At 45.1% G+C, this 21,024-nt stretch carries 23 protein-coding genes and 1 riboswitch; all 23 genes read left to right on the plus strand.

From position 1 onward, the window contains the following. Positions 1-34: 34 nt before the first annotated feature. The 23 genes from B1A98_RS15795 (at position 35) to B1A98_RS20230 (ending at position 20,991) form a co-directional block, all read left to right on the plus strand. Complete coding sequence (locus tag B1A98_RS15795) at positions 35-1,210, plus strand: acetyl-CoA C-acetyltransferase (protein WP_063385228.1); 1,176 nt, start codon at positions 35-37, stop codon at positions 1,208-1,210. A gap of 36 nt (positions 1,211-1,246) precedes the next feature. Then, complete coding sequence (locus tag B1A98_RS15800; protein WP_063385229.1) at positions 1,247-3,034, plus strand: acyl-CoA dehydrogenase family protein; 1,788 nt, start codon at positions 1,247-1,249, stop codon at positions 3,032-3,034. A gap of 212 nt (positions 3,035-3,246) precedes the next feature. Then, positions 3,247-3,603, plus strand: coding sequence for an arsenate reductase family protein (locus tag B1A98_RS15805; RefSeq protein WP_063385230.1), 357 nt, complete (start codon positions 3,247-3,249; stop codon positions 3,601-3,603). An 84-nt stretch (positions 3,604-3,687) separates the two neighbouring features. Next, entirely contained in the window at positions 3,688-4,071 is a 384-nt protein-coding gene (gene gcvH / locus B1A98_RS15810) for a glycine cleavage system protein GcvH (RefSeq protein WP_063385231.1), read from the plus strand. Positions 4,072-4,186: 115 nt separating this feature from the next. Then, positions 4,187-4,537: a toprim domain-containing protein gene (locus tag B1A98_RS15815; RefSeq protein ID WP_063385232.1), complete on the plus strand. Its 351-nt coding sequence runs from the start codon at positions 4,187-4,189 to the stop codon at positions 4,535-4,537. Position 4,538: 1 nt separating this feature from the next. Further along, positions 4,539-4,841 (plus strand): thioredoxin family protein, encoded by a 303-nt coding sequence (locus B1A98_RS15820; protein WP_082821765.1) that lies wholly within the window; start codon positions 4,539-4,541, stop codon positions 4,839-4,841. Positions 4,842-5,040: 199 nt separating this feature from the next. Further along, entirely contained in the window at positions 5,041-5,382 is a 342-nt protein-coding gene (locus B1A98_RS15825) for a hypothetical protein (RefSeq protein WP_063385234.1), read from the plus strand. A gap of 85 nt (positions 5,383-5,467) precedes the next feature. Continuing rightward, a riboswitch (SAM riboswitch) is annotated at positions 5,468-5,583 on the plus strand. Positions 5,584-5,667: 84 nt separating this feature from the next. After that, a complete protein-coding gene (locus B1A98_RS15830) occupies positions 5,668-6,693 on the plus strand; it encodes a methionine ABC transporter ATP-binding protein (RefSeq protein ID WP_063385235.1) in 1,026 nt (341 codons plus the stop codon). Beyond that, positions 6,686-7,354, plus strand: coding sequence for a methionine ABC transporter permease (locus tag B1A98_RS15835; RefSeq protein ID WP_063385236.1), 669 nt, complete (start codon positions 6,686-6,688; stop codon positions 7,352-7,354). Before B1A98_RS15830 ends, B1A98_RS15835 begins: the two co-directional genes overlap by 8 nt. A gap of 20 nt (positions 7,355-7,374) precedes the next feature. Further along, positions 7,375-8,223, plus strand: coding sequence for a MetQ/NlpA family ABC transporter substrate-binding protein (locus B1A98_RS15840; protein ID WP_063385237.1), 849 nt, complete (start codon positions 7,375-7,377; stop codon positions 8,221-8,223). Positions 8,224-8,489: 266 nt separating this feature from the next. After that, complete coding sequence (locus tag B1A98_RS15845; protein WP_063385238.1) at positions 8,490-8,852, plus strand: carboxymuconolactone decarboxylase family protein; 363 nt, start codon at positions 8,490-8,492, stop codon at positions 8,850-8,852. A gap of 272 nt (positions 8,853-9,124) precedes the next feature. Next, positions 9,125-9,274, plus strand: coding sequence for a YuzK family famiily protein (locus B1A98_RS21060; protein WP_478212335.1), 150 nt, complete (start codon positions 9,125-9,127; stop codon positions 9,272-9,274). A 288-nt stretch (positions 9,275-9,562) separates the two neighbouring features. Continuing rightward, entirely contained in the window at positions 9,563-10,342 is a 780-nt protein-coding gene (gene sufC / locus B1A98_RS15855) for a Fe-S cluster assembly ATPase SufC (RefSeq protein WP_063385239.1), read from the plus strand. A gap of 286 nt (positions 10,343-10,628) precedes the next feature. Beyond that, positions 10,629-11,939: a Fe-S cluster assembly protein SufD gene (sufD, locus tag B1A98_RS15865; RefSeq protein WP_063385241.1), complete on the plus strand. Its 1,311-nt coding sequence runs from the start codon at positions 10,629-10,631 to the stop codon at positions 11,937-11,939. Then, complete coding sequence (locus B1A98_RS15870) at positions 11,939-13,168, plus strand: cysteine desulfurase (RefSeq protein ID WP_063385242.1); 1,230 nt, start codon at positions 11,939-11,941, stop codon at positions 13,166-13,168. Before sufD ends, B1A98_RS15870 begins: the two co-directional genes overlap by 1 nt. Next, positions 13,158-13,592, plus strand: coding sequence for a Fe-S cluster assembly sulfur transfer protein SufU (sufU, locus tag B1A98_RS15875; protein ID WP_063385243.1), 435 nt, complete (start codon positions 13,158-13,160; stop codon positions 13,590-13,592). Before B1A98_RS15870 ends, sufU begins: the two co-directional genes overlap by 11 nt. Before the next feature lie 24 nt (positions 13,593-13,616). Beyond that, the gene (gene sufB, locus B1A98_RS15880; protein WP_041094489.1) at positions 13,617-15,014 is read left to right on the plus strand and encodes a Fe-S cluster assembly protein SufB; all 1,398 of its coding nucleotides are present in this window, start codon (positions 13,617-13,619) and stop codon (positions 15,012-15,014) included. 142 nt (positions 15,015-15,156) lie between these two features. Next, positions 15,157-16,002 carry a DUF72 domain-containing protein gene (locus B1A98_RS15885; protein WP_063385244.1) on the plus strand — a complete coding sequence of 282 codons (846 nt, stop codon included), beginning with the start codon at positions 15,157-15,159 and terminating at the stop codon, positions 16,000-16,002. 12 nt (positions 16,003-16,014) lie between these two features. Further along, on the plus strand, positions 16,015-16,836 hold the full coding sequence (locus tag B1A98_RS15890; protein ID WP_063385245.1) for a sulfite exporter TauE/SafE family protein: 822 nt from the start codon (positions 16,015-16,017) through the stop codon (positions 16,834-16,836). An 18-nt stretch (positions 16,837-16,854) separates the two neighbouring features. Further along, positions 16,855-18,240 carry a bifunctional metallophosphatase/5'-nucleotidase gene (locus tag B1A98_RS15895; protein ID WP_063385246.1) on the plus strand — a complete coding sequence of 462 codons (1,386 nt, stop codon included), beginning with the start codon at positions 16,855-16,857 and terminating at the stop codon, positions 18,238-18,240. A 60-nt stretch (positions 18,241-18,300) separates the two neighbouring features. Further along, complete coding sequence (yunB, locus tag B1A98_RS15900; protein ID WP_063385247.1) at positions 18,301-19,053, plus strand: sporulation protein YunB; 753 nt, start codon at positions 18,301-18,303, stop codon at positions 19,051-19,053. A gap of 310 nt (positions 19,054-19,363) precedes the next feature. Then, positions 19,364-20,884 carry a sodium-dependent transporter gene (locus tag B1A98_RS15905; protein WP_041113513.1) on the plus strand — a complete coding sequence of 507 codons (1,521 nt, stop codon included), beginning with the start codon at positions 19,364-19,366 and terminating at the stop codon, positions 20,882-20,884. Then, on the plus strand, positions 20,884-20,991 hold the full coding sequence (locus B1A98_RS20230) for a MetS family NSS transporter small subunit (protein ID WP_125474364.1): 108 nt from the start codon (positions 20,884-20,886) through the stop codon (positions 20,989-20,991). Before B1A98_RS15905 ends, B1A98_RS20230 begins: the two co-directional genes overlap by 1 nt. Positions 20,992-21,024: the final 33 nt, after the last annotated feature.

Raw genomic sequence — 21,024 nt, forward strand, 5'->3', positions numbered from 1 at the left:
CAGTACGGATGAAAAAGCAAGGGGGAGAAAGCTGATGAAAGAAGCGGTAATCGTTGCCGGCGCCAGAACACCTGTCGGGCGGGCAAAGAAAGGAACGCTCGCCACATACCGCCCGGATGATTTAGGGGCAGTGGCAGTAAAAGAAACGATCAAACGCGCTGGAAAGTATGAAGGGGAAATCGATGATTTAATCATGGGCTGTTCGATGCCCGAAGCGGAGCAAGGCTTAAACATGGCCCGCAATATCGGGGCGCTCGCCGGTCTTTCTTGCAACGTGCCGGCCGTGACAATCAATCGCTATTGTTCTTCCGGGCTGCAGGCTATTGCCTATGCAGCTGAACGGATCATGACTGGCCAGGCTGAAACAATTATTGCCGGCGGAGCAGAATCTATGAGTCTTGTCCCCGTCATGGGTCATGTTGTTCGTCCGAATCTGCGCATCGCTGAGGAAATGCCGGAATATTACATGAGTATGGGGCATACCGCGGAAGAAGTAGCCAAAAAGTTCGGCATTACCCGTGAAGAACAAGATGCTTTCGCTGTTCGAAGCCATCAGCGGGCAGCACAAGCAATTGCCGATGGGAAATTTGCCGATGAAATTGTCCCGGTAGAGGTAACCATGCGTCAAGTAGGAGCGGATCGCAAGTTAGTAGAAAAGACGATTCAGTTCACACAGGATGAAGGTGTTCGTCCAGGAACAAATATGGAGGTGCTTTCCAAGCTGCGCCCGGCGTTCTCAGCAAAAGGGACAGTTACCGCGGGGAACTCCTCGCAAACGAGCGACGGCGCTGCAGCGGTGATGGTCATGGAGCGGGAAAGAGCAGAGACTCTCGGATTAAAGCCGATGGCGAAATTCCGGTCATTCGCGGTTGGCGGAGTGCCGCCGGAAATTATGGGAGTCGGTCCGGTTGTGGCCATCCCTAAAGCCTTAAAGCTTGCAGGTCTGGAACTTTCTGATATTGGTCTCATTGAATTGAATGAAGCATTTGCCTCGCAATCGATCCAAGTGATCAGAGAGCTTGGACTGGATGAAGACAAGGTGAATGTAAATGGCGGAGCGATTGCTCTCGGCCATCCGCTTGGCTGCTCGGGAGCAAAGCTGACATTGACGCTTTTGCATGAAATGAAGCGGCGCGGGGAGCAGTTTGGAATGGTTTCTATGTGCATCGGCGGCGGAATGGGAGCAGCCGGCGTCTTTGAATTATTGTAAATTCAACGAATAAAAGGGAAATGGGAGGAATCTTATATGGCAAACCAAACAGAAAAACAAGCGGTTAAAGGCGGAGCATTTCTGATTGAGGATCTAACATGCGACCAGGTGTTTACACCGGAAGACTTTTCTGATGAGCAAAAAATGATCGCCAAAACAACAGAAGAGTATGTTCATAACAGTGTGATGCCGCAAGTCCCTTATTTGGAGAAGCATGAGTTTGACCGTTCAGTAAAACTGCTTCAAGAAGCGGGAGAGCTTGGACTGCTCAGTGCGGATGTACCGGAAGAGTATGGCGGACTGAACCTTGATAAAGTCAGCTCTGCGCTAATTGCGGAAAAGATGTCAATTGCCGGCGGCTTTTCTATTACTCATGGAGCGCACGTAGGAATCGGCTCCTTGCCGATCGTCTTGTTTGGGAATGAAGAACAAAAGCAAAAGTATTTGCCGTTTTTAGCGACAGGAGAAAAAATTGCTGCCTACGCCTTAACGGAGCCAGGGTCCGGTTCGGATGCATTGGGAGCGAAAACAACAGCAAAATTAAATGCTGCCGGTACTCATTATCTATTAAATGGAGAAAAGCAGTGGATTACAAACTCGGCGTTTGCTGATGTATTCGTTGTGTACGCGAAAATCGATGGTGACAAATTCTCTGCTTTTATCGTAGAAAAGGAGTTTCCGGGTGTGTCCACTGGAGCAGAAGAAGATAAAATGGGAATTAAAAGCTCGTCCACGCGCACGCTTATCTTACAAGATGCAGAAGTGCCGAAAGAAAACTTGCTTGGTGAAGCTGGAAGAGGCCATGTAATTGCCTTTAACATTTTAAATATCGGCCGCTATAAATTAGGGGTTGGCGCGGTTGGAAGCTCCAAGCGGGCGCTGGACATTTCCTTAAAGTATGCAAACGGGCGCCAGCAGTTTAAAACGCCGATTTCTTCTTTTAATCTTATGAAAGAGAAATTTGCCAACATGGCTTCTAAAATTTATGCGAGTGAAAGTGCCATTTACCGCACAGTTGGTTATTTCGAGGATCGGATGAGCCAGCTTTCAGCAGAAGAACAAAAGGACGGATTGGCGGTGGCAGCTTCTATCGCTGAATATGCAATCGAATGCTCACTTGGCAAATTCTTTGGATCTGAAGTGCTTGATTATGTAGTTGACGAAGGTGTCCAAATTCATGGAGGCTACGGGTTCATGGAAGAATATGAAATTGCCAGAATGTATCGTGATTCCCGCATCAACCGTATTTTTGAAGGGACGAATGAAATTAACCGCCTGCTTGTGCCGGGCACCTATGTCCGCAAGGCATTCAAAGGCGAATTGCCGCTGTTTGAAAAAGCAAAGGAACTGCAAAGCGAAGTGATGATGCTGATGCCGGAGGAAGTTGGCACGGAGGCGCTTGAGCAGGAAAAGTATCTAGTGAAGAATGCCAAGAAAATAGGATTGCTCGCCGCTGGCTTGGCCGTTCAAAAATATGGGAAAGCACTTGAGAAAGAGCAAGAAGTGTTAGCCAATATCGCTGACATCGTCAACAACATTTATGCGATGGAGTCTGTCGTACTGCGAACAGAAAAAGCGATAGCCAAAGCGGGAGAGGAAAAAGCGAAGCAAAAATTGCTGTATACGCAAATTTTCTGCCAGGAAGCATTCAATCAAATAGAAGCTGACGCAAAAGAGACGCTGATCGCGGTTGAAGAAGGCGACACATTGCGTATGATGATGTCGGTGCTCCGTAAGTTAACGAGATACACTCCGATAAATGTCATCGCGAAAAAGCGTGAGGCAGCAGACCGTTTAATTGCAGCGGAAAAGTATATCGTTTGATGGAAGAAGCTGCGCCCTGAAAAGTCATATTTCAGGGCGTTTTTAGTGCTTGCTTCCGGCGGGGTGACTGGAAAGCAAACTTTCATTATGCACTTGCTTTGTCTTTTATATAAAAAGGAGTTATATTTTAATTAGCGAGGCAGGAGATTCGAGAAAGATAGCGAAAATAGTCTTAAGCCTGATGCTGTGCACAAGAGGAGGCTGATGAAAGAATGTCATTAACGTTTTACTGGTATCCGAAGTGCGGAACGTGCCGCAATGCGAAGAAATGGCTCGAAGAACATAATGTTGCTTTTCAAGAAATACATATTGTGGAACAACCGCCTTCTAAGGAAGAATTAAGAGAACTGTATCAAAAAAGCGGGCTGGAATTAAAAAAGTTTTTCAATACGAGCGGCAAAAAATATCGCGAGCTTGGATTGAAAGATAAGATAGGCACCGCTTCCGATGAAGAGCTGCTGGAACTGCTCGCTTCTGACGGCATGCTTATTAAGCGGCCGCTAACGACAAATGGCGAAAATGTAACAGTCGGCTTTAAAGAAGATGAATTTGAAAAGCAGTGGTTGTAAAGGGTGCATAAAGCCTGTTTTTCTTGCTTTATGCCTTTATAATAAGTAAAGTTTTAATTGAGATCAGGTAATGGAGGGATTTGCATGAGCACACCGAAAGAATTGCGTTATTCAGAAGAACATGAATGGGTAAAAACAGAAGGAGATAAAGTCCGTATTGGAATTACGCATTTTGCGCAATCCGAGCTGGGGGATATCGTGTTTGTTGAGCTTCCATCTGTAGGAGACGAAATCAAAGCTGATGAGCCATTTGGCAGCGTAGAGTCTGTTAAAACGGTTTCTGAGCTATATGCTCCTGTCAGCGGAAAAGTGGTTGAAGTCAACGAGGAGCTTGACGATAATCCTGAATTCGTGAACGAATCACCATATGAGAAAGCATGGATGGTCGTTGTCGAATTATCTGATTCTGCTCAACTGGACAACTTAATGACCGCTGAGCAGTATGACGAAATGACACAGGAAGATTAATTAGTGATCAAAGAACACTTCCAGCTCAGGAAGTGTTCTTTTGCCATTTTTTAAAGTGCCCAACAAAGACAGGTCGAACTGTAAGGCAAGATATTCAGACGGTGGAGGGATATGTATGCGTACAGAAAAAACAATTATTGTGGAAGGGGCTTCAGACCGGAAGAAAGTACAGGAGATTGTGAGAGAACCTGTAGAAATCATTTGTACCAATGGCACAATCGGATTAAGCCGGATGGATGAGCTGATTGATATCCTGGAAGGACATGATGTCTACATCCTTGTGGATGCCGATCAGGCAGGGGAAAAGCTGCGCCGGCAATTTATTCGCGAGTTGCCTGAAGCCCGCCATTTATATATTGACCGCGTCTATAAAGAAGTTGCTACCGCTCCCTACCGTCATCTGGCTTCTGTGCTGCTTGGCGCCAATATTGATGTACACGGAGAGTTTTTGCAAAAGGATGGATAACATGCAGAAGGAACAAGAGATCAGCGGCATGATCGAATCAAACCGTTTAGCAGCTGTTTATGCATACACTCCGCTATGCGGAACTTGCCAGCTCGCAGGGAAAATGGTAGAGGTTGCAGAGAAGATTGCCCGCCATTTTGCATGGGCTCGACTGGATGTAAATTATCATGAAGAGTTTGCTATTCGCTATGGTGTGGAAAGCGTGCCCTGCCTGCTGATTTTTCAAGAAGGACAACTGATGGAAAAAATTTATGCTTTCCAATCTGTACCTTATATATATGAAAAGCTGAATCAATATACTTGAAAGCCGTTTCCTTGATGGGAACGGCTTTTTTTAGGACAGCCCTGTGCATCCAGTACGCTGATGCTTTCGTTTGCTTCGCATTCATTTTGTCAAAACATGCGCTGGACAGCGCGCACTTTGTCGAGCAATTAATAAAGGAAATTTCCCCTTTGCTTGGAAGTTATAGTTAAAGTGAAAGAGAGCAGAGGGGGAAATAAAAATGAAAGAAAAGTTAGCGTCTGTACAGGCAGCTTGCCAGGGAAGAACGCATATCTGGCCATTGCTCCCGCTCGAACCGGTGCGTGTCCTGTTAACAGGAGAAGAGGAAAGCTGGCTGCTGGTGATCAGTCATCAAGGGATGGAATTTTCAAAGGAAAGCACAGATCATTGGCATTTAAAGCTGACAGGAAGAGTGGAGCCCCTTTTAGAAGGCCAAGGGCAGCTGCGCTTGTATGAAGCCATGGGAGCGGTGGAAGTATCAGGTTTTTACCAGGTGAAACTGTGGTTTGAATCCTTGCTCTGGTTGTGCCGTCCTTATTATGAAACATCTGACAGTGCATGAAAAAACATTTTTAGAAAGAGTCATTGACAATTTTCGAGGAATAATGATAAAATCAATTCCACTAAGAAGAATATACTGCATACTGCTCTTATCAAGAGAGGTGGAGGGATGTGCCCGATGAAGCCCGGCAACCGTCAGCAGCAAATTGCTTGTTGAAAAGGTGCCAATTCACACAAAGCCCCGTGCTTTGGGAGATGAGAGAAAGGAACCTGTTAAATTACGCCTTTCTGCTCATTTTGCAGAAAGGCTTTTTATTTTCTGGGTGGAATGGAGGAAAACCGCCGAATGATTTCAATAGAAAACGTGAAGAAAGTCTTTTCCACAAAAAATGGAAAAGTGACGGCAGTAGATGATATTGATTTAACGATAGATAAAGGAGAGATTTTTGGCATCATCGGTTACAGCGGAGCCGGAAAGAGTACATTGATCCGCATGTTCAACGGCTTAGAAACGCCATCTTCCGGTTCGGTTGTGGTAGCCGGCAGGGAAATGTCAAAAATCAAGGGGAGAGAATTGCGTCAAGCCCGTCAGGAAATCGGGATGATCTTCCAGCACTTCAACCTTCTCTGGTCCAGAACCGTGCGGGACAATATTGCTTTTCCATTGGAGATTGCCGGTGTAGCCAAAGAGGAGCGGCTGAAGAAGGTAGAGGAGCTGATTAAGCTAGTTGGTCTTGAAGGAAGGGGAGATTCCTATCCTTCACAGTTGAGCGGCGGACAAAAGCAGCGCGTCGGTATTGCCAGGGCGCTCGCCAATGATCCGAAAGTGCTTTTATGCGATGAAGCGACATCAGCGCTTGATCCACAAACAACAGATGCTATCTTAGATCTGCTTGTGGACATTAATAAGCGCCTCGGCCTGACAATTGTGCTCATCACTCATGAAATGCATGTGATCCGGAAGATTTGCCACCGGGTCGCTGTCATGGAAGCTGGACGCGTTGTCGAGCTTGGACCGGTGCTGAGCGTGTTTAAATCGCCGGAGCAGCCAATTACCAAGCGGTTTGTTCAGCAAGTAACAGAATTGGAGGAATCCAAAGAAACGATTGCCCACTTGCTGGAACAGTTTCCTGAAGGCAAAGTGGTTAAGCTTACATTTATCGGCGAAAACGCAGAGCAGCCGGTCATTACAAATTTAATCCGCCAATTCAATATTGCGGTAAATATCGTACAAGGGAAAGTCTCTCAAACGCAAAACGGAGCGTATGGTTCGCTGTTCGTTCATTTGACGGGCGAGCAGGAGGAACTGGCGAAAGCGGTGGCTTATCTCGACAAGCAAGAAGTCAGCTCGGAGGTGATCAGCCATGCTTGAACAATGGTTCCCTAACGTAGATTGGGAAAAGATATGGGAAGCGACCAACGAAACGCTTTATATGACAGGCGTATCTGTATTGGCGACTTTTATCCTGGGTATACTGCTCGGTTTGCTGTTATTTTTAACAGCTAAAGGGAATATTTGGGAAAATAAAGCGATGTATAGTATTGTCTCTGCTTTCGTCAATATTTTCCGTTCGATTCCTTTTATTATACTAATCATTTTATTAATCCCATTTACAAAAGCACTGATCGGTACAATGATTGGTGAGAATGCTGCGCTCCCCGCCCTTATTATTGGCGCAGCCCCCTTCTATGCACGAATGGTAGAAATTGGTCTGCGGGAAATTGATAAAGGCGTCATTGAAGCGGCACGGGCGATGGGGGCAAAAACAAGTACGATCATTTTCAAAGTGCTGCTCCCGGAATCGATGCCGGCTCTTGTTTCCGGAATTACTGTAACCGCCATTGCTCTCGTAGGCTATACGGCGATGGCAGGTGTGATCGGCGCCGGCGGTCTTGGAAACCTCGCTTACCTGGATGGATTCCAGCGGAGCCGTAGTGATGTCATGTTAGTTGCAACAGTTGTCATTTTAATTATCGTGTTTGTGATTCAGATGATTGGTGACTTGATTACCAACAGACTAGATAAGAGATAAATATTCAGGAGGGGAATACAATGAAAAAATGGTTACTTGCTTTGTTAACTGCATTGGCAGTATTTGCACTTGCTGCCTGCGGCGGCTCAGATGATAAGAAAGACGAGAAAGCAGGAAAAGACGGCGGCAAGGATGATAAGGAAATCGTCATTGGCGCATCCAATGTTCCGCATGCAGTCATTTTGGAAGAAGCTAAGCCGTTGCTTGAGAAAAAAGGCTATGACCTCAAAATTGAAACATTTCAGGATTACGTGCTTCCAAACAAGTCTTTAGAAGAAGGAGATCTGGATGCAAACTATTTCCAGCACATCCCTTATCTTGAAGGGCAAAAGAAAGAGAATGGCTATGACTTTGTAAATGCCGGCGGCGTTCATATTGAACCGATCGGTGTTTACTCTAAAAAATATAAAAGCCTTAACGACCTTCCAAAAGGCGCAAAGATTTTAATGAGCAGCTCTGTAGCAGATCATGGACGTATTTTGACTATGCTTGAAAAAGAAGGGCTTATTAAGCTGAAAGAAGGCGTGAAGAAAGAAGAATCAACGCTGGATGATATTGAGGAAAACAAAAAAGATTTAAAGTTTGAGTATAACTACGAGCCAGCTCTCCTTCCGCAAGCTTACAACAACGGAGAAGGCGATGCTGTACTGATTAACTCCAACTATGCGATCGATAACGGATTAAATCCTCTAAAAGATTCGATAGCTATCGAAGATAAAGAGTCCCCTTATGTGAACGTTGTGGCTGTTCGCAAGGAGGATGAAAACAGCGAAAAAATCAAGGCGCTGATCGAAGTGCTGCACTCTAAAGAAATTCAGGACTTTATTTTAAAAGAGTGGAACGGCGCGATCGTACCGGTTAATAAATAAGAAGTGAAAAGAACCTGCAAGGGCATCCCTTGCAGGTTTGTTGTTGTCTGCTCCTTTGTTTGAATAAAGCGTTTTTGCTTGCCGCATATTAAAGAGGACCGGCTCTGTTAATCCATAACGTTGATAGTAGCTTTGCTCATTTGTACATATGAAGGAGGAAGAAACGAAAGAGCGAGATCTTCTTAAGGGTTTTCTTCCCTTCAAATGAGTTCAACATCAACCCAGGGCTTTAACATAGCCAGAAGATAAAAGAGGAGGATATTTTTATGGAAGAAGAAGTATTGACATCAACAGAAGCGGCATTGCTTGAATATAAAGAAGGACTAGGCGTATTTACGAAAAAAATGCCGGGGCTGGCTGGACATTTTAATGCATTTACAGCGGAATGCTTTAAAGAAGGGGAAATTGCCCAAAAAGAAAAACAGCTGATCGCTTTAGGCATTAGCGTATACTCGCAGGATGAATATTGCATTATTTATCATGTAAAAGGATGCCTGGACGAGGGCTGCAGCGAACAGGAAATATTTGAAGCGCTGGGCGTAGCTGCTGCTTTTGGCGGAGGGGCGGCCATGAGTCAAGCAGTCACACTTGTCCAAGAAGCGATGAATGAGCTGAACACTACTCACTAAGCAGCGTACGGCAACGAGGGGAGCTTTCGGAAGATTACGAATTAAGAAGGATATGGTTTAAATTTTAAGAATGCGGTTATATAAGTGACAGGAAGCACGTAAAATCACACGTGAGCCGGCAGGAAGAAGGTATATGGCTTTTGTAAAGAAAAGGAAAGCCTGTTACGATAGTTCCTGTAAGACATTTTTATTCTAAAAACCGAAAGGATTGATTCCCCATTAACTCGTTAAACTCACTGAATTTGCAGTACACAGAAAGTATGGAAAAGGCTATGCATGGATCCCGCGGAGTTGGATATGAAGTGTACCGCCAAAATCATGAAGTGAGAATGAATGTTGAACGTCAACGTGAAGAGGAATATGTGGAAAGCCGACGGTTGGTTGCCGATCATAACCGCAAATTTACAAACCATATTTCATAAGAAGATGCTATAGAAGCCATTCGTTTTAAAGCCAGCAGATCTGCTGGCTTTTTCCATGATTTGAAAAAGAAAAAGGCTGTAAATAAGTCAATAGAAGGAAGGGAAACCTAGAGAGAAATAACCGTCATTTCCCTTGATTTCATATAGTGAATAGACTATCATCAAGTATCCGGAACAATTTGTTCGCACCGGTTGAATATAATTTTCATTTGTTATAAGATTGTAATGAGAATAAATTGAGAATGACAATAAACATCGATCATTTTCGATGATTACGGAGGTATGAACATGACAGCTTCAACATTAACAATTAAAGATTTACACGTATCCATTGATGGGAAAGAAATTTTAAAAGGTGTAAATCTTGAGATAAAAGGTGGAGAGTTCCACGCAATTATGGGTCCAAACGGAACAGGAAAATCCACTTTATCTGCAGCTATTATGGGTCATCCTAAATATGAAGTAACACAAGGAAGCATTGAATTGGACGGAGAAAATGTCCTTGATATGGAAGTGGACGAGCGTGCCCGTGCCGGCCTTTTCCTTGCTATGCAATATCCAAGCGAAATTAGCGGGGTAACGAATGCTGATTTCCTTCGTTCTGCGATTAACAGCCGCCGTGAAGAAGGGGACGAAATTTCTTTAATGAAATTTATCCGTGAAATGGATGCCAAAATGGACTTGCTTGAAATGGATCAGGATATGGCGCAGCGCTATTTAAATGAAGGCTTCTCTGGCGGAGAGAAAAAACGAAATGAAATTTTGCAGCTGATGATGATTAAGCCTAAAATTGCGATTCTTGATGAAATCGATTCCGGTCTTGATATCGACGCTTTAAAAGTCGTAGCGAAAGGGATTAACGAAATGCGCAGCGAAGATTTCGGCTGCCTAATGATCACTCACTACCAGCGCCTGTTAAACTATATTACACCGGACGTTGTTCACGTAATGATGCAAGGCCGCGTCGTCAAATCAGGCGGAGCTGAACTTGCTCAGCGCCTTGAAGCAGAAGGATACGACTGGATCAAGCAAGAACTTGGCATTGAAGACGAAACAGTAAGCCAATAAAGAAAAGCGGAAGCGGCTGTTTAGACTCGTCAGGCATAAGCTGAATCGCTGAAGTGGCGCCTTTTGCCACACAGGTGAGGCAGCTTATTCCCGAGAGTCTGGCCGCTGGAGCTGGACAAAGAAAAGCGGAGCCGACTGCTCTGGAGCTTGAAACATATTATAAGCTGGCTGTGCGGCACTATTTACTGCACAGCCAGCGTAAGTTATGCTCCCGTGTGCGGCTAGGCGCAAGCAAAGAAGCGGCTTTTTATCGATAGACGAAAGATGGATAACTAGGAGGACGGACATGACTGTAGAAACAAACCTACCAGTAGATCGAGAGTATATCCGCTCTTTTTCAGCAGAAAAAGGCGAAGGACAATGGCTGGCGGATTTACGCTTGGCAGCTCTTGAGAAAGCAGAGGAACTCCCGCTGCCAAAAGCAGACAAAACAAAGATTACAAATTGGAACTTTACACAGTTCCCGTCTCATACAGTAACAAGCGAACCTTTTTCTTCTCTGGAAGAACTGCCGGAAGAAGTAAAAACGCTGATTAATATGGAAGAAGCAAATAAAACTCTTTACATTCAACGCAATCAAACACCTGCGTTTCTCTCTATTTCCGAGGAGCTGGCAGAACAAGGCGTTATTTTTACAGATATCGCTACGGCCGTTCGCGAGCATAGCGACCTCGTTCAAAAATATTTCATGACAAGTGCCGTTCAACCGGATGAACACAAGCTGACGGCTCTGCATGCCGCTTTAATGAATGGTGGAGCTTTCTTATATGTGCCAAAGAATGTTGAAGTAAAAGAGCCGATTCAGGCGGTATATCTTCAAGATAATTCAGAGGCGGCACTATTTAATCATGTGCTTGTTGTGGCAGATGATAACAGTGCGGTTACTTATGTGGAAAACTATGTGTCAACCGTTGCAGCAGAAAGCGGAGTTGTTAACATTGTGGCAGAAGTAATTGCCGGCACGAATGCTAAAGTGGTTTACGGTGCAGTGGACAACTTGGCAAGCGGAACAACCACTTACGTCAACCGCCGCGGGGTTACAGGCCGCGATGCCCGTATTGAATGGGCTTTAGGTATGATGAATGATGGAGATACTGTCTCTGAAAACGTAACAAATTTAATTGGAGACGGTTCATTTGCGGATACTAAACAAGTCGTTGTCGGCCGCGGAAGCCAGTCTCAAAACTTCACAACAAAGGTCGTTCATTTTGGCAAGCATACGGAAGGCTATATTTTAAAGCACGGCGTTATGAAAGATGCGGCTAAATCTATTTTTAATGGAATCGGCAAAATCGAGCACGGTGCTTCTAAATCGAATGCCGAGCAGGAATCAAGAGTGCTTATGCTTAGCGAAAAAGCGCGTGGGGACGCCAATCCGATCCTTCTTATTGATGAAGATGACGTAACGGCGGGACATGCTGCGTCTGTCGGCCGTGTCGATCCGCTCCAGCTTTATTATTTAATGAGCCGCGGAATCAGCCGCCACGAAGCAGAGCGTCTAATCATTCATGGATTCTTGGCGCCTGTAGTGGAGAAAATGCCAATTGAAGGTGTGAAGCAGCAGCTAACTAGAGTCATTGAAAGGAAAGTACGCTGATGGACGCGCTGGAAATCAAGAAATATTTTCCTATCCTTGATCAAGAAGTGAACGGCCATCCGCTTGTCTATTTAGATAATGCAGCGACTTCTCAAAAGCCTGTACAGGTCATTGAGGCGCTTGATAAATACTACCGTGAATATAATTCGAATGTACACCGGGGAGTGCATACGCTTGGCAACCGGGCGACAGATGCCTATGAAGGAGCGCGTGATAAGGTGCGTAAGTTCATCCATGCAAAAGCGCGTGAAGAAATTGTATTTACCCGGGGAACGACAACAGCGCTTAATACCATTGCACAAAGTTACGGACGCGCCAATGTAAATGAGGGCGATGAAATCGTCATTACGTATATGGAGCATCACAGCAATATTATCCCGTGGCAGCAGCTCGCTAAAGAAAAAGGAGCCGTGCTGAAATATTTGCCGCTTCAAGAGAACGGATCGGTTTTACTTGAGGATGCCAGGGAAATGATTACTGAAAAGACGAAAATTGTATCTATTATGATGGTGTCTAACGTACTTGGCACGATCAACCCGATAAAGGAAATTGCAGAAATTGCTCATCAAAAAGGTGCGGTTATGGTCGTAGATGGAGCGCAAACAGCTCCTCATATGAAAATCGATGTCCAGGATTTAAATTGTGATTTTCTTGCTTTTTCCGGGCATAAAATGTGCGGGCCAACAGGTATCGGTGTCATGTACGGGAAGAAAGAGCATCTGGAAAAGATGGAGCCGATCGAATTCGGCGGTGAAATGATTGATTTTGTCGGATTGTACGATTCAACTTGGAAAGAACTTCCTTGGAAGTTCGAAGGAGGTACACCGATTATTGCAGGAGCCATTGGTCTTGGAGCGGCGATTGATTTTCTGGAAGAAATCGGACTGGACGAAATTGAGCAGTACGAGCACCGTTTAGCTGACTATGCGATGGAAAAAATGAGCACGATTGAAGGCATGACGATTTATGGACCGCTTGCCGGCGAAAAGCGCGCCGGACTTGTTACATTTAACTTGGGCGATGTGCATCCGCATGATGTGGCGACTGTGCTTGATGCGGAAGGAATTGCTGTCCGTGCCGGCCATCACTGTGCCCAGCCGCTGATGAAATGGTTAAATTGTTCAGCGACAGCACGAGCAAGCTTCTATGTGTATAATTCAGAAGAAGATATAGACAGACTCGTCCAAGGACTCGTTAAAACAAAGGAGTATTTCAGCGATGTCTTTTAATAATTTAGATCAGCTTTACCGTCAAGTTATTATGGATCATTATAAAAACCCGCGCAACAAAGGGCAATTGGAAGAAGGATCATTAACGATCGATATGAATAATCCGACTTGCGGGGACCGTATTCATTTGACAATGGATGTTGAAGATGGCAAAGTGTCAGAAGCAAAGTTTGAAGGGGAGGGCTGTTCCATTTCAATGGCTTCCGCTTCCATGATGACACAGGCGATCAAAGGCAAAGATATCGAAACAGCGTTGAAAATGTCGAAAATCTTCTCAGACATGATGCAAGGAAATGATTATCCAGATAACTTGGATCTTGGCGATATTGAAGCATTACAGGGAGTAGCCAAATTTCCAGCACGCATTAAATGTGCGACACTTGCGTGGAAGGCTATGGAAAAAGGCTTATCTGAGCAAGAATAATAAGACTAACAGGAGGAATGAAACATGGCGAAAAAAATGCCGGAGATCGGGGATTACAAATACGGCTTTAAAGACAAAGACGTTTCAGTGTACCGTTCAGAGCGGGGCTTGACACGTGAAATTGTTGAAGAAATCTCCAAGCTGAAAGATGAGCCGCAGTGGATGCTGGACTTCCGTCTGAAATCATTGGAGCATTTTTATAATATGCCGATGCCGCAATGGGGCGGAGACTTATCAGCTTTAAACTTTGATGAAATCAACTACTACGTGAAGCCATCTGAGCGTGCAGAACGCTCATGGGATGAAGTGCCGGAAGAAATTAAGCAAACCTTTGACAAGCTTGGCATTCCGGAAGCAGAACAAAAGTATTTAGCTGGTGTTTCTGCGCAATATGAATCTGAAGTAGTTTATCATAACATGAAAGAAGACTTGGAATCCCTTGGAATTGTCTTTAAGGACACGGATTCCGCGTTAAAAGAAAACGAAGAGATTTTCCGTAAATATTGGGCGACGGTTATTCCGCCAACCGATAATAAGTTTGCGGCGCTCAATTCAGCGGTATGGTCAGGCGGCTCCTTTATCTATGTGCCGCCAGGTGTAAAGGTGGATACGCCGCTGCAGGCATATTTCCGCATTAACTCGGAGAATATGGGGCAATTTGAGCGTACGTTGATTATCGTTGATGAGGACTCTTCTGTCCATTATGTAGAAGGCTGTACAGCTCCAGTTTATACAACCAATTCTCTTCATAGTGCAGTCGTTGAAATTGTTATTCGCAAAAATGCCTATTGCCGTTACACAACGATCCAAAACTGGGCAAATAACGTGTATAACCTTGTAACAAAGCGCGCGGTATGTGAAGAAAATGCCACAATGGAATGGATTGATGGAAACATCGGCTCCAAGCTGACAATGAAATATCCGGCGGTTATTTTGAAGGGTGAAGGCGCGCGCGGATTAACCTTGTCGATTGCTATTGCCGGCAAAGGACAGCACCAGGATGCCGGAGCAAAAATGATTCATTTGGCGCCAAACACCTCTTCCACTATTGTTTCAAAGTCTATTTCGAAGCATGGCGGAAAAGTAACATATCGCGGTATTGTCCATTTTGGCCGCAAAGCCGAGGGAGCTCGTTCAAACATTGAGTGTGATACACTCATTATGGATAACCAATCTACATCTGATACGATCCCGTACAATGAAATTTTAAATGACAATATTTCACTTGAGCATGAAGCAAAAGTGTCCAAAGTATCTGAAGAGCAACTGTTTTACTTAATGAGCCGCGGTGTTTCTGAGGAAGAAGCGACAGAAATGATCGTTATGGGCTTTATCGAGCCATTTACAAAAGAACTTCCAATGGAATATGCCGTTGAGATGAATCGTCTTATCAAATTCGAGATGGAAGGTTCTATCGGTTAATACTCATCAAAAAAGCAGCCCGCGGGCTGCTTTTTTTCAATTGTGAAAGCGCAGAAGGCCTTGTGAGGTTAATGTCTGCGTAGAAACGGATAATAAGTAAGGAATAGCTGTTATATGCTACAATAAGAGCGAGGTGAAACCGATGTTGTATGTAGGTGTAACTGGCTGGGGAGATCATGACACGCTTTACAAGAACGGGATTGCTCCTCGGGATAAATTAAAAGAATATGGGGCCCATTTTCCGACTGTCGAGGTGGATGCAAGCTTTTATGCCGTACAGCCGCTTCGTAATATGCAAAAGTGGGTGGAAGAGACACCAGAAAGTTTTCAATTTATCGTGAAGGCCTACCAAGGCATGACTGGGCATGAGCGGGGTGACATTCCCTTTGAAACGAAGGAAGAGATGTTTCAGGCATTCATCGATTCGCTTGCACCAATGAGAGAAGCGGGAAAGCTGGCAATGGTGCTGTTTCAGTTTCCGCCATGGTTTGATTGTCAGCGGAAAAATGTGGAATATTTGCGTTATTGCAAGAGATTGATGGGGGATGTGCCGCTTGCAGTGGAGTTTCGCCACCAATCATGGTATTTGCCGGATTTTTTAGAGAAGACGTTAGCTTTTTTGCAAGCGGAAAAGTGGATTCATACAGTCTGTGATGAACCGCAGGCGGGAGAAGGCTGTGTGCCGATCGTCTTGCGGGCAACTGATCCTGGGAAAACCCTCGTGCGTCTGCACGGCCGCAACAACCAAGGATGGCAAAAGCAGGGGAACAAAAACTGGCGCGACGTCCGTTACCTCTATCGTTATAATGAGGATGAATTGCACCAATGGGTGGAGTTCACTAAAAACCTTCAAAAACAAAGCGAGCATGTGTATATGCTGTTTAATAATAATTCCGGCGGCGATGCTGCTGATAATGCCAAGCAATTTATTGAGCTGGCTGGCTTGACGTATGACAATCTGGCTTCGCGCCAATTGGATTTATTTTAAGGAGGGAAAGCAATGGGATGGATCGTCCTTCTGTCCATCGGCTTTTCGGCAGGCGCTCTGGGAGCGCTCGCCGGCATTGGGGGAGGGATCATCATCGTTCCTTCCCTTCTTTTTTTGGGGATATCGACTGCTTTGCTCCCCTCTATTTCTCCGCAGCAGGCGGTGGGAATTTCTCTTGTCGTCATGATTTTCACGGGGCTATCATCCACGCTTGCCTATATGAAATATAAAACGGTTGATTACAAGAGCGGCTTGCTTTTTTTCATTGGCAGCGGACCGGGCGGAATGGTGGGGGCCTTAGTGAACAAAGCGCTGAGCACGCATTCTTTCTATATTTATTTCGGTATCTTTATGATTTTCATCGCGGTTGTTCTCATTTTCCGTTCGAAAATTAAGCCGCTGTCCTCCAAGAAAGAAGGAGGCATTGTCCGCACGTTTACAGAAAAAAGCGGCAAGATGTATACATATAGTTTTCAGCCGGCTGTTGCCATTTCCATTTCCTTTTTTGTTGGCTTTTTTTCAGGGATTTTCGGCATTGGCGGCGGCGCCTTGATGGTGCCGGCAATGATTCTGCTGTTTGCGTTTCCTCCGCATGTAGCGGTAGCGACTTCCATGTTTATGATTTTTTTATCAGCGCTTGTTAGTTCTGTTACCCATGTTATGCTCGGAAATGTGGTTTGGCTGTATGCGCTGCTGCTGATACCGGGCGCTTGGGTCGGGGCGAAATGCGGCGCATTTGTCAATACGAGGATTCAGTCGGATGCCCTCGTCATGGTCCTTAGGCTGATTTTGATTGTCACGGGCATTCGCTTAATTTATGAAGGACTTGCTTAATAAGGCGGGGGTGAAAGTTTGAAAGAAACGATTCATATTTATCATACAAATGATCTTCACAGCCATTTTGAGAATTGGCCGCGCATCCGCCGCTTTTTGCAGGAGCGGAGAAAGTGGCATGAAGAAGCAGGCGAAAGTGTGTTTATCTTTGATATTGGCGACCATGTGGACCGGTCGCATCCAATGACGGAAGGATCGCTTGGAAAAAGAAATGTGGAGCTCTTAAATGAAGCCGGCTATGACGCGGTGACGATCGGCAATAACGAGGGAATCACCTTGCCGAAAGAAGGGCTGGAAATTTTATATGAAGAAGCTGAATTTCCGATCGTACTTGCCAATCTGTATGAGGAAGACGGAAAACGTCCCGAATGGGCGCAGCCTTTTTGCTTGGTTCATTTACCGAACGGAATGACCATGGGACTGACCGGAGCTACAGCCTTTTTCTCAGGTGCCTATGAACAACTGGGCTGGACATTGTCGGAGCCTCTTGCTGCACTGAAGGAACAAGTCGATCAAATCAGCGGGAAAGCAGATATAGTTGTGGTGCTTTCTCATTTGGGCATTTATGAAGATGAGAAAATAGCTCATACGATGCCCAAGGCGGACGTTGTCCTAGGCGCTCATACTCACCATTTGCTGCATGAGGGCAAGGAAATTAACCAAACACTGCTTGCAGCGGCTGGAAGATTCGGCTATTACGTCGGGCACGTGATGATTGAAGTGGACACTGAAACAAAGCAAATTCTTAGAAAGAAGGCTTGCGTATATAACACGATGGAGGCGTTGCCTGCCCCGGCAAACGAGCACAAGGAAATAGAGGGCTATGCGGAGGAAGGAAAAAAAGCGCTTGCTCAACCGGTCATTTCTTTGTCTGTCCCGCTTGCGAGCGACTGGTTTGCTCCTTCCGAGCTTCCGCAGCTGCTTTGCGAGGCGCTGAGAGAGTGGTGCGGCGCGGATGGCGCTTTATTAAATGCCGGTGTTTGCTTAGGCGGTCTCGAGGCTGGAACCGTTACGAAATACGATATTCACCGCATGCTTCCTCATCCTATCAATCCTTGTCTCATTGAACTGTCAGGAGCTGAATTAAAGGAAGTATTAAAGCAGACGACAGACGACAAATGGCCTCACATGACCATCAAAGGGTTGGGATTCAGAGGCAAAGTGATGGGCCGGTTTATATATGACCGTTTAAGTGTAGATATGGAACAATACCGCTTTAAAGTGAACGGCGTTGACATTGTGAATGATCACCAGTATAAGCTGGCTACGCTTGATATGTTTGCCTATGGCCGCTTTTTCCCTCCGCTTTACCGCGCGCCTCAGAAAAAGCATTTTATGCCGGAGTTTCTGCGGGATGTCATGGAGTGGAAGCTGCTGCATCACGGATTTCACTTGAAAAAGTAAAACTTTATTGCATGATCCTTCCTTTTTTTAGCATAGATTAGCTAAGAAGGAGGGATTTTTTTGGCTGCACAAAAAAGGTGGAGATCGAAAAGAGGGCCGCTCCCTCTTCGTTATGTACTCTTAATTACTCTTGTGCTCTTTACTTTTTCAACTGCGGCTAGTTTATGGGTCATTAATAAAAATGTAAAGCCAACATTGATGGGATATGCCCATGCGGAGACGAAGAAAATTGCCGCGATGGTAATTAATAAAGCAATTAATAAAAAAGTTGCGAGCGTCATGGACATTAATGACATCATTGAAAGTGATCCGAAGAACCCGTCAACGACAAGGCTGAATGCGAAGATTATTAATCGGGTGATGGCGGAGACGACGAATTTGGTGCAGCTAAATTTAAAGGAGGCGGAGCAGGGCAATCTGCAGGCATTGGAGCTCTTGTCTGATGTAGAAATTGAAAAGGATCCGGAAGAGCGGACAGAAGGCATTGTCTACTATGTTCCGCTTGGCCAAGTGACGAACAATATCTTGCTTGGCAACCTTGGACCGAAAATTCCTATTCGCTTTCATGCTATCGGTGAAGTAACATCCAATGTCAAATCTAATGTCAAGCCATACGGCATCAACAATGCTTATGTGGAAGTCTTTATTGAAGTAGAAGTAAATGTGCAGATTATTGTTCCGTTTGCTACAGAAATGACAACGGTCGTTCAGGATATTCCTGTAGCCATGGGGATGGTGCACGGTGATGTGCCAGAGTTTTATAACGGCGGCGGGGGAATGTCTCCATCTATTGAACTGCCTAAAAAGAAATAAGGAGCTGCCGGGAAGACTTCGGCAGTCGGGGAAAACAGCCTTCAGATACCGTGCAGAAACGGTGTCTTTTTTTATGGGCTTCATCCAGTTAATATATTCCATACGAATAATATATACAAGTAGTGAATAAGATGGACTACCGGAAACAGACTATATGAGGAAAGGAGATTGAACATTCTCGCTTATCAAAAAATTATTTTCATAAAGCGAAAAAAGTATTTACTAATTCCATTTTCCCGTTTATACTATAGGAGATTATCGAAATTATCTGAAAATATTATCTTTTCAGTGAAAAGCAGGAGGGGTTTTTATGGATCAACAACGTCCTATGTTTGGTTCAAGAGCTGGATTTATTTTTGCTGCTGTTGGGTCCGCTATTGGTTTAGGGAATATTTGGCGTTTTCCGGCAGTAGCTTACGAAAATGGAGGGGGGGCCTTTTTTCTTCCGTACTTATTCGCGTTGCTAACGGCCGGAATTCCATTGCTTATTTTAGAGTTCACCATAGGTCATAAGTATCGCGGCTCCAGTCCGCTGTCCTTTGCCCGCTTGAACAAGAATGCGGAATGGCTCGGCTGGTGGCAGGTAGCGATTTCCTTTGTTATCGCCACTTATTATTCGGTTATTATTGCCTGGGCTCTGTCTTATACTGTGTTTTCATTTAAACTGTCGTGGGGCAACGACCCGACAAACTTCTTGTTAACTGATTACCTGCAGGTGGCTGATGCCGGCGCGTTTGGCGGACTGGTACCACAAATTTTGGTAGCGCTTGCAGTGGTGTGGATTGTTACCCTCGGTGTTTTAGTGGCCGGCGTGAAAAGAGGAATTGAAAGGGCTACTAAGATCATGATTCCGCTCCTTGTCTTCTTGTTCTTAATCGTTGTTATTCGTGCACTTACATTAGAGGGTGCGATGAATGGACTGAACGCCTTCTTTAAGCCGGAATGGTCACAATTGACAAACGGTAAAGTGTGGATCGCTGCTTACGGACAGATCTTCTTCAGCTTATCCATCGGCTTTGCCATCATGATCACCTATTCCAGTTACCTTCCAAAAAAATCCGATATCACAAACAACGCTTTTATTACGGGATTTAGTAATTCCGCATTTGAGCTGCTGGCTGGTTTTGGTGTTTTCTCTGCCTTGGGCTTCATGGCGATGCAACAAGGAGTGGGAGTGGATGAAGTAGTCAAAAGCGGAGTGATCCTGGCTTTTGCGGTCTTCCCGCAAATTATTAACGAATTCCCGTTCGCCAATGAACTGTTTGGTGTTCTCTTCTTCGGCTCACTGGTCCTCGCCGGTTTTACTTCCTTGATTTCCATTGTGGAAACGTTTGTGGCAGGCGTGCAGGAAAAGTTTAACGTATCACGTACAAAGTCCGTCTTAATCGGAGGCGGGGTGGCTTCTCTTGTTTCGCTGCTGTATGCAACAAGAGGAGGATTAAACTTCCTTGATACGGTCGATTATTTCATTAACAACTTTGGTGTCGCTTTTGCCGGACTGGTCGAAGTTATCTTAATTGCTTGGGTGTTCAAACAGCTTGATCCATTGAAAAGCCATGCAGATGCCGTTTCGGATATTCGTTTAGGCGCCTGGTGGAAAATTTGTTTAAGCATTGTAACACCGATCGTTCTTGGCTATATGATGTTTGATAATATCCGTCAGAACATTGCCGGCCCATACGAAGGGTATCCGCAAAGCTTTGTTAATACGTATGGCTGGACAGTTGCTATTGGAGCTATCGCAGTAAGCTTCATCTTTATGTTTGCTAAGCGATGGAATACGAATACGCTGAATCATTCCGCGTCTTCTTCTAAAAAGGAGGTATTGTAATGGATGGCAGCGCAATTGCAATGATGATTGCCGGAGTGGCAATTATTTGGGGCGGCTTAGGCTTAAGTATTGCTCACGCAGTCAAAAAAGCCAAAGCGGCCAAATAAAGATAAGACAAAATGCGGGGGAATGGGAGCCGG

The sequence above is a fragment of the Pseudobacillus badius genome (assembly GCF_002189605.1).
Classification (GTDB): domain Bacteria; phylum Bacillota; class Bacilli; order Bacillales; family Domibacillaceae; genus Pseudobacillus; species Pseudobacillus badius.

What these genes read in the sequence shown, in the direction of transcription:
- B1A98_RS15815 (WP_063385232.1), top strand. Translation starts at nt 4,187, where the DNA reads ATGCGTACAGAAAAAACAATTATTGTGGAAGGGGCTTCAGACCGGAAG.
- B1A98_RS15825 (WP_063385234.1), top strand. Translation starts at nt 5,041, where the DNA reads ATGAAAGAAAAGTTAGCGTCTGTACAGGCAGCTTGCCAGGGAAGAACG.
- B1A98_RS15845 (WP_063385238.1), top strand. Translation starts at nt 8,490, where the DNA reads ATGGAAGAAGAAGTATTGACATCAACAGAAGCGGCATTGCTTGAATAT.
- B1A98_RS20230 (WP_125474364.1), top strand. Translation starts at nt 20,884, where the DNA reads ATGGATGGCAGCGCAATTGCAATGATGATTGCCGGAGTGGCAATTATT.
- sufD (WP_063385241.1), top strand. Translation starts at nt 10,629, where the DNA reads ATGACTGTAGAAACAAACCTACCAGTAGATCGAGAGTATATCCGCTCT.
- gcvH (WP_063385231.1), top strand. Translation starts at nt 3,688, where the DNA reads ATGAGCACACCGAAAGAATTGCGTTATTCAGAAGAACATGAATGGGTA.
- B1A98_RS15795 (WP_063385228.1), top strand. Translation starts at nt 35, where the DNA reads ATGAAAGAAGCGGTAATCGTTGCCGGCGCCAGAACACCTGTCGGGCGG.
- B1A98_RS21060 (WP_478212335.1), top strand. Translation starts at nt 9,125, where the DNA reads ATGCATGGATCCCGCGGAGTTGGATATGAAGTGTACCGCCAAAATCAT.
- B1A98_RS15890 (WP_063385245.1), top strand. Translation starts at nt 16,015, where the DNA reads ATGGGATGGATCGTCCTTCTGTCCATCGGCTTTTCGGCAGGCGCTCTG.
- B1A98_RS15835 (WP_063385236.1), top strand. Translation starts at nt 6,686, where the DNA reads ATGCTTGAACAATGGTTCCCTAACGTAGATTGGGAAAAGATATGGGAA.
- B1A98_RS15805 (WP_063385230.1), top strand. Translation starts at nt 3,247, where the DNA reads ATGTCATTAACGTTTTACTGGTATCCGAAGTGCGGAACGTGCCGCAAT.
- B1A98_RS15820 (WP_082821765.1), top strand. Translation starts at nt 4,539, where the DNA reads ATGCAGAAGGAACAAGAGATCAGCGGCATGATCGAATCAAACCGTTTA.
- B1A98_RS15870 (WP_063385242.1), top strand. Translation starts at nt 11,939, where the DNA reads ATGGACGCGCTGGAAATCAAGAAATATTTTCCTATCCTTGATCAAGAA.
- B1A98_RS15830 (WP_063385235.1), top strand. Translation starts at nt 5,668, where the DNA reads ATGATTTCAATAGAAAACGTGAAGAAAGTCTTTTCCACAAAAAATGGA.
- sufU (WP_063385243.1), top strand. Translation starts at nt 13,158, where the DNA reads ATGTCTTTTAATAATTTAGATCAGCTTTACCGTCAAGTTATTATGGAT.
- B1A98_RS15840 (WP_063385237.1), top strand. Translation starts at nt 7,375, where the DNA reads ATGAAAAAATGGTTACTTGCTTTGTTAACTGCATTGGCAGTATTTGCA.
- B1A98_RS15885 (WP_063385244.1), top strand. Translation starts at nt 15,157, where the DNA reads ATGTTGTATGTAGGTGTAACTGGCTGGGGAGATCATGACACGCTTTAC.
- B1A98_RS15800 (WP_063385229.1), top strand. Translation starts at nt 1,247, where the DNA reads ATGGCAAACCAAACAGAAAAACAAGCGGTTAAAGGCGGAGCATTTCTG.
- B1A98_RS15905 (WP_041113513.1), top strand. Translation starts at nt 19,364, where the DNA reads ATGGATCAACAACGTCCTATGTTTGGTTCAAGAGCTGGATTTATTTTT.
- sufB (WP_041094489.1), top strand. Translation starts at nt 13,617, where the DNA reads ATGGCGAAAAAAATGCCGGAGATCGGGGATTACAAATACGGCTTTAAA.
- sufC (WP_063385239.1), top strand. Translation starts at nt 9,563, where the DNA reads ATGACAGCTTCAACATTAACAATTAAAGATTTACACGTATCCATTGAT.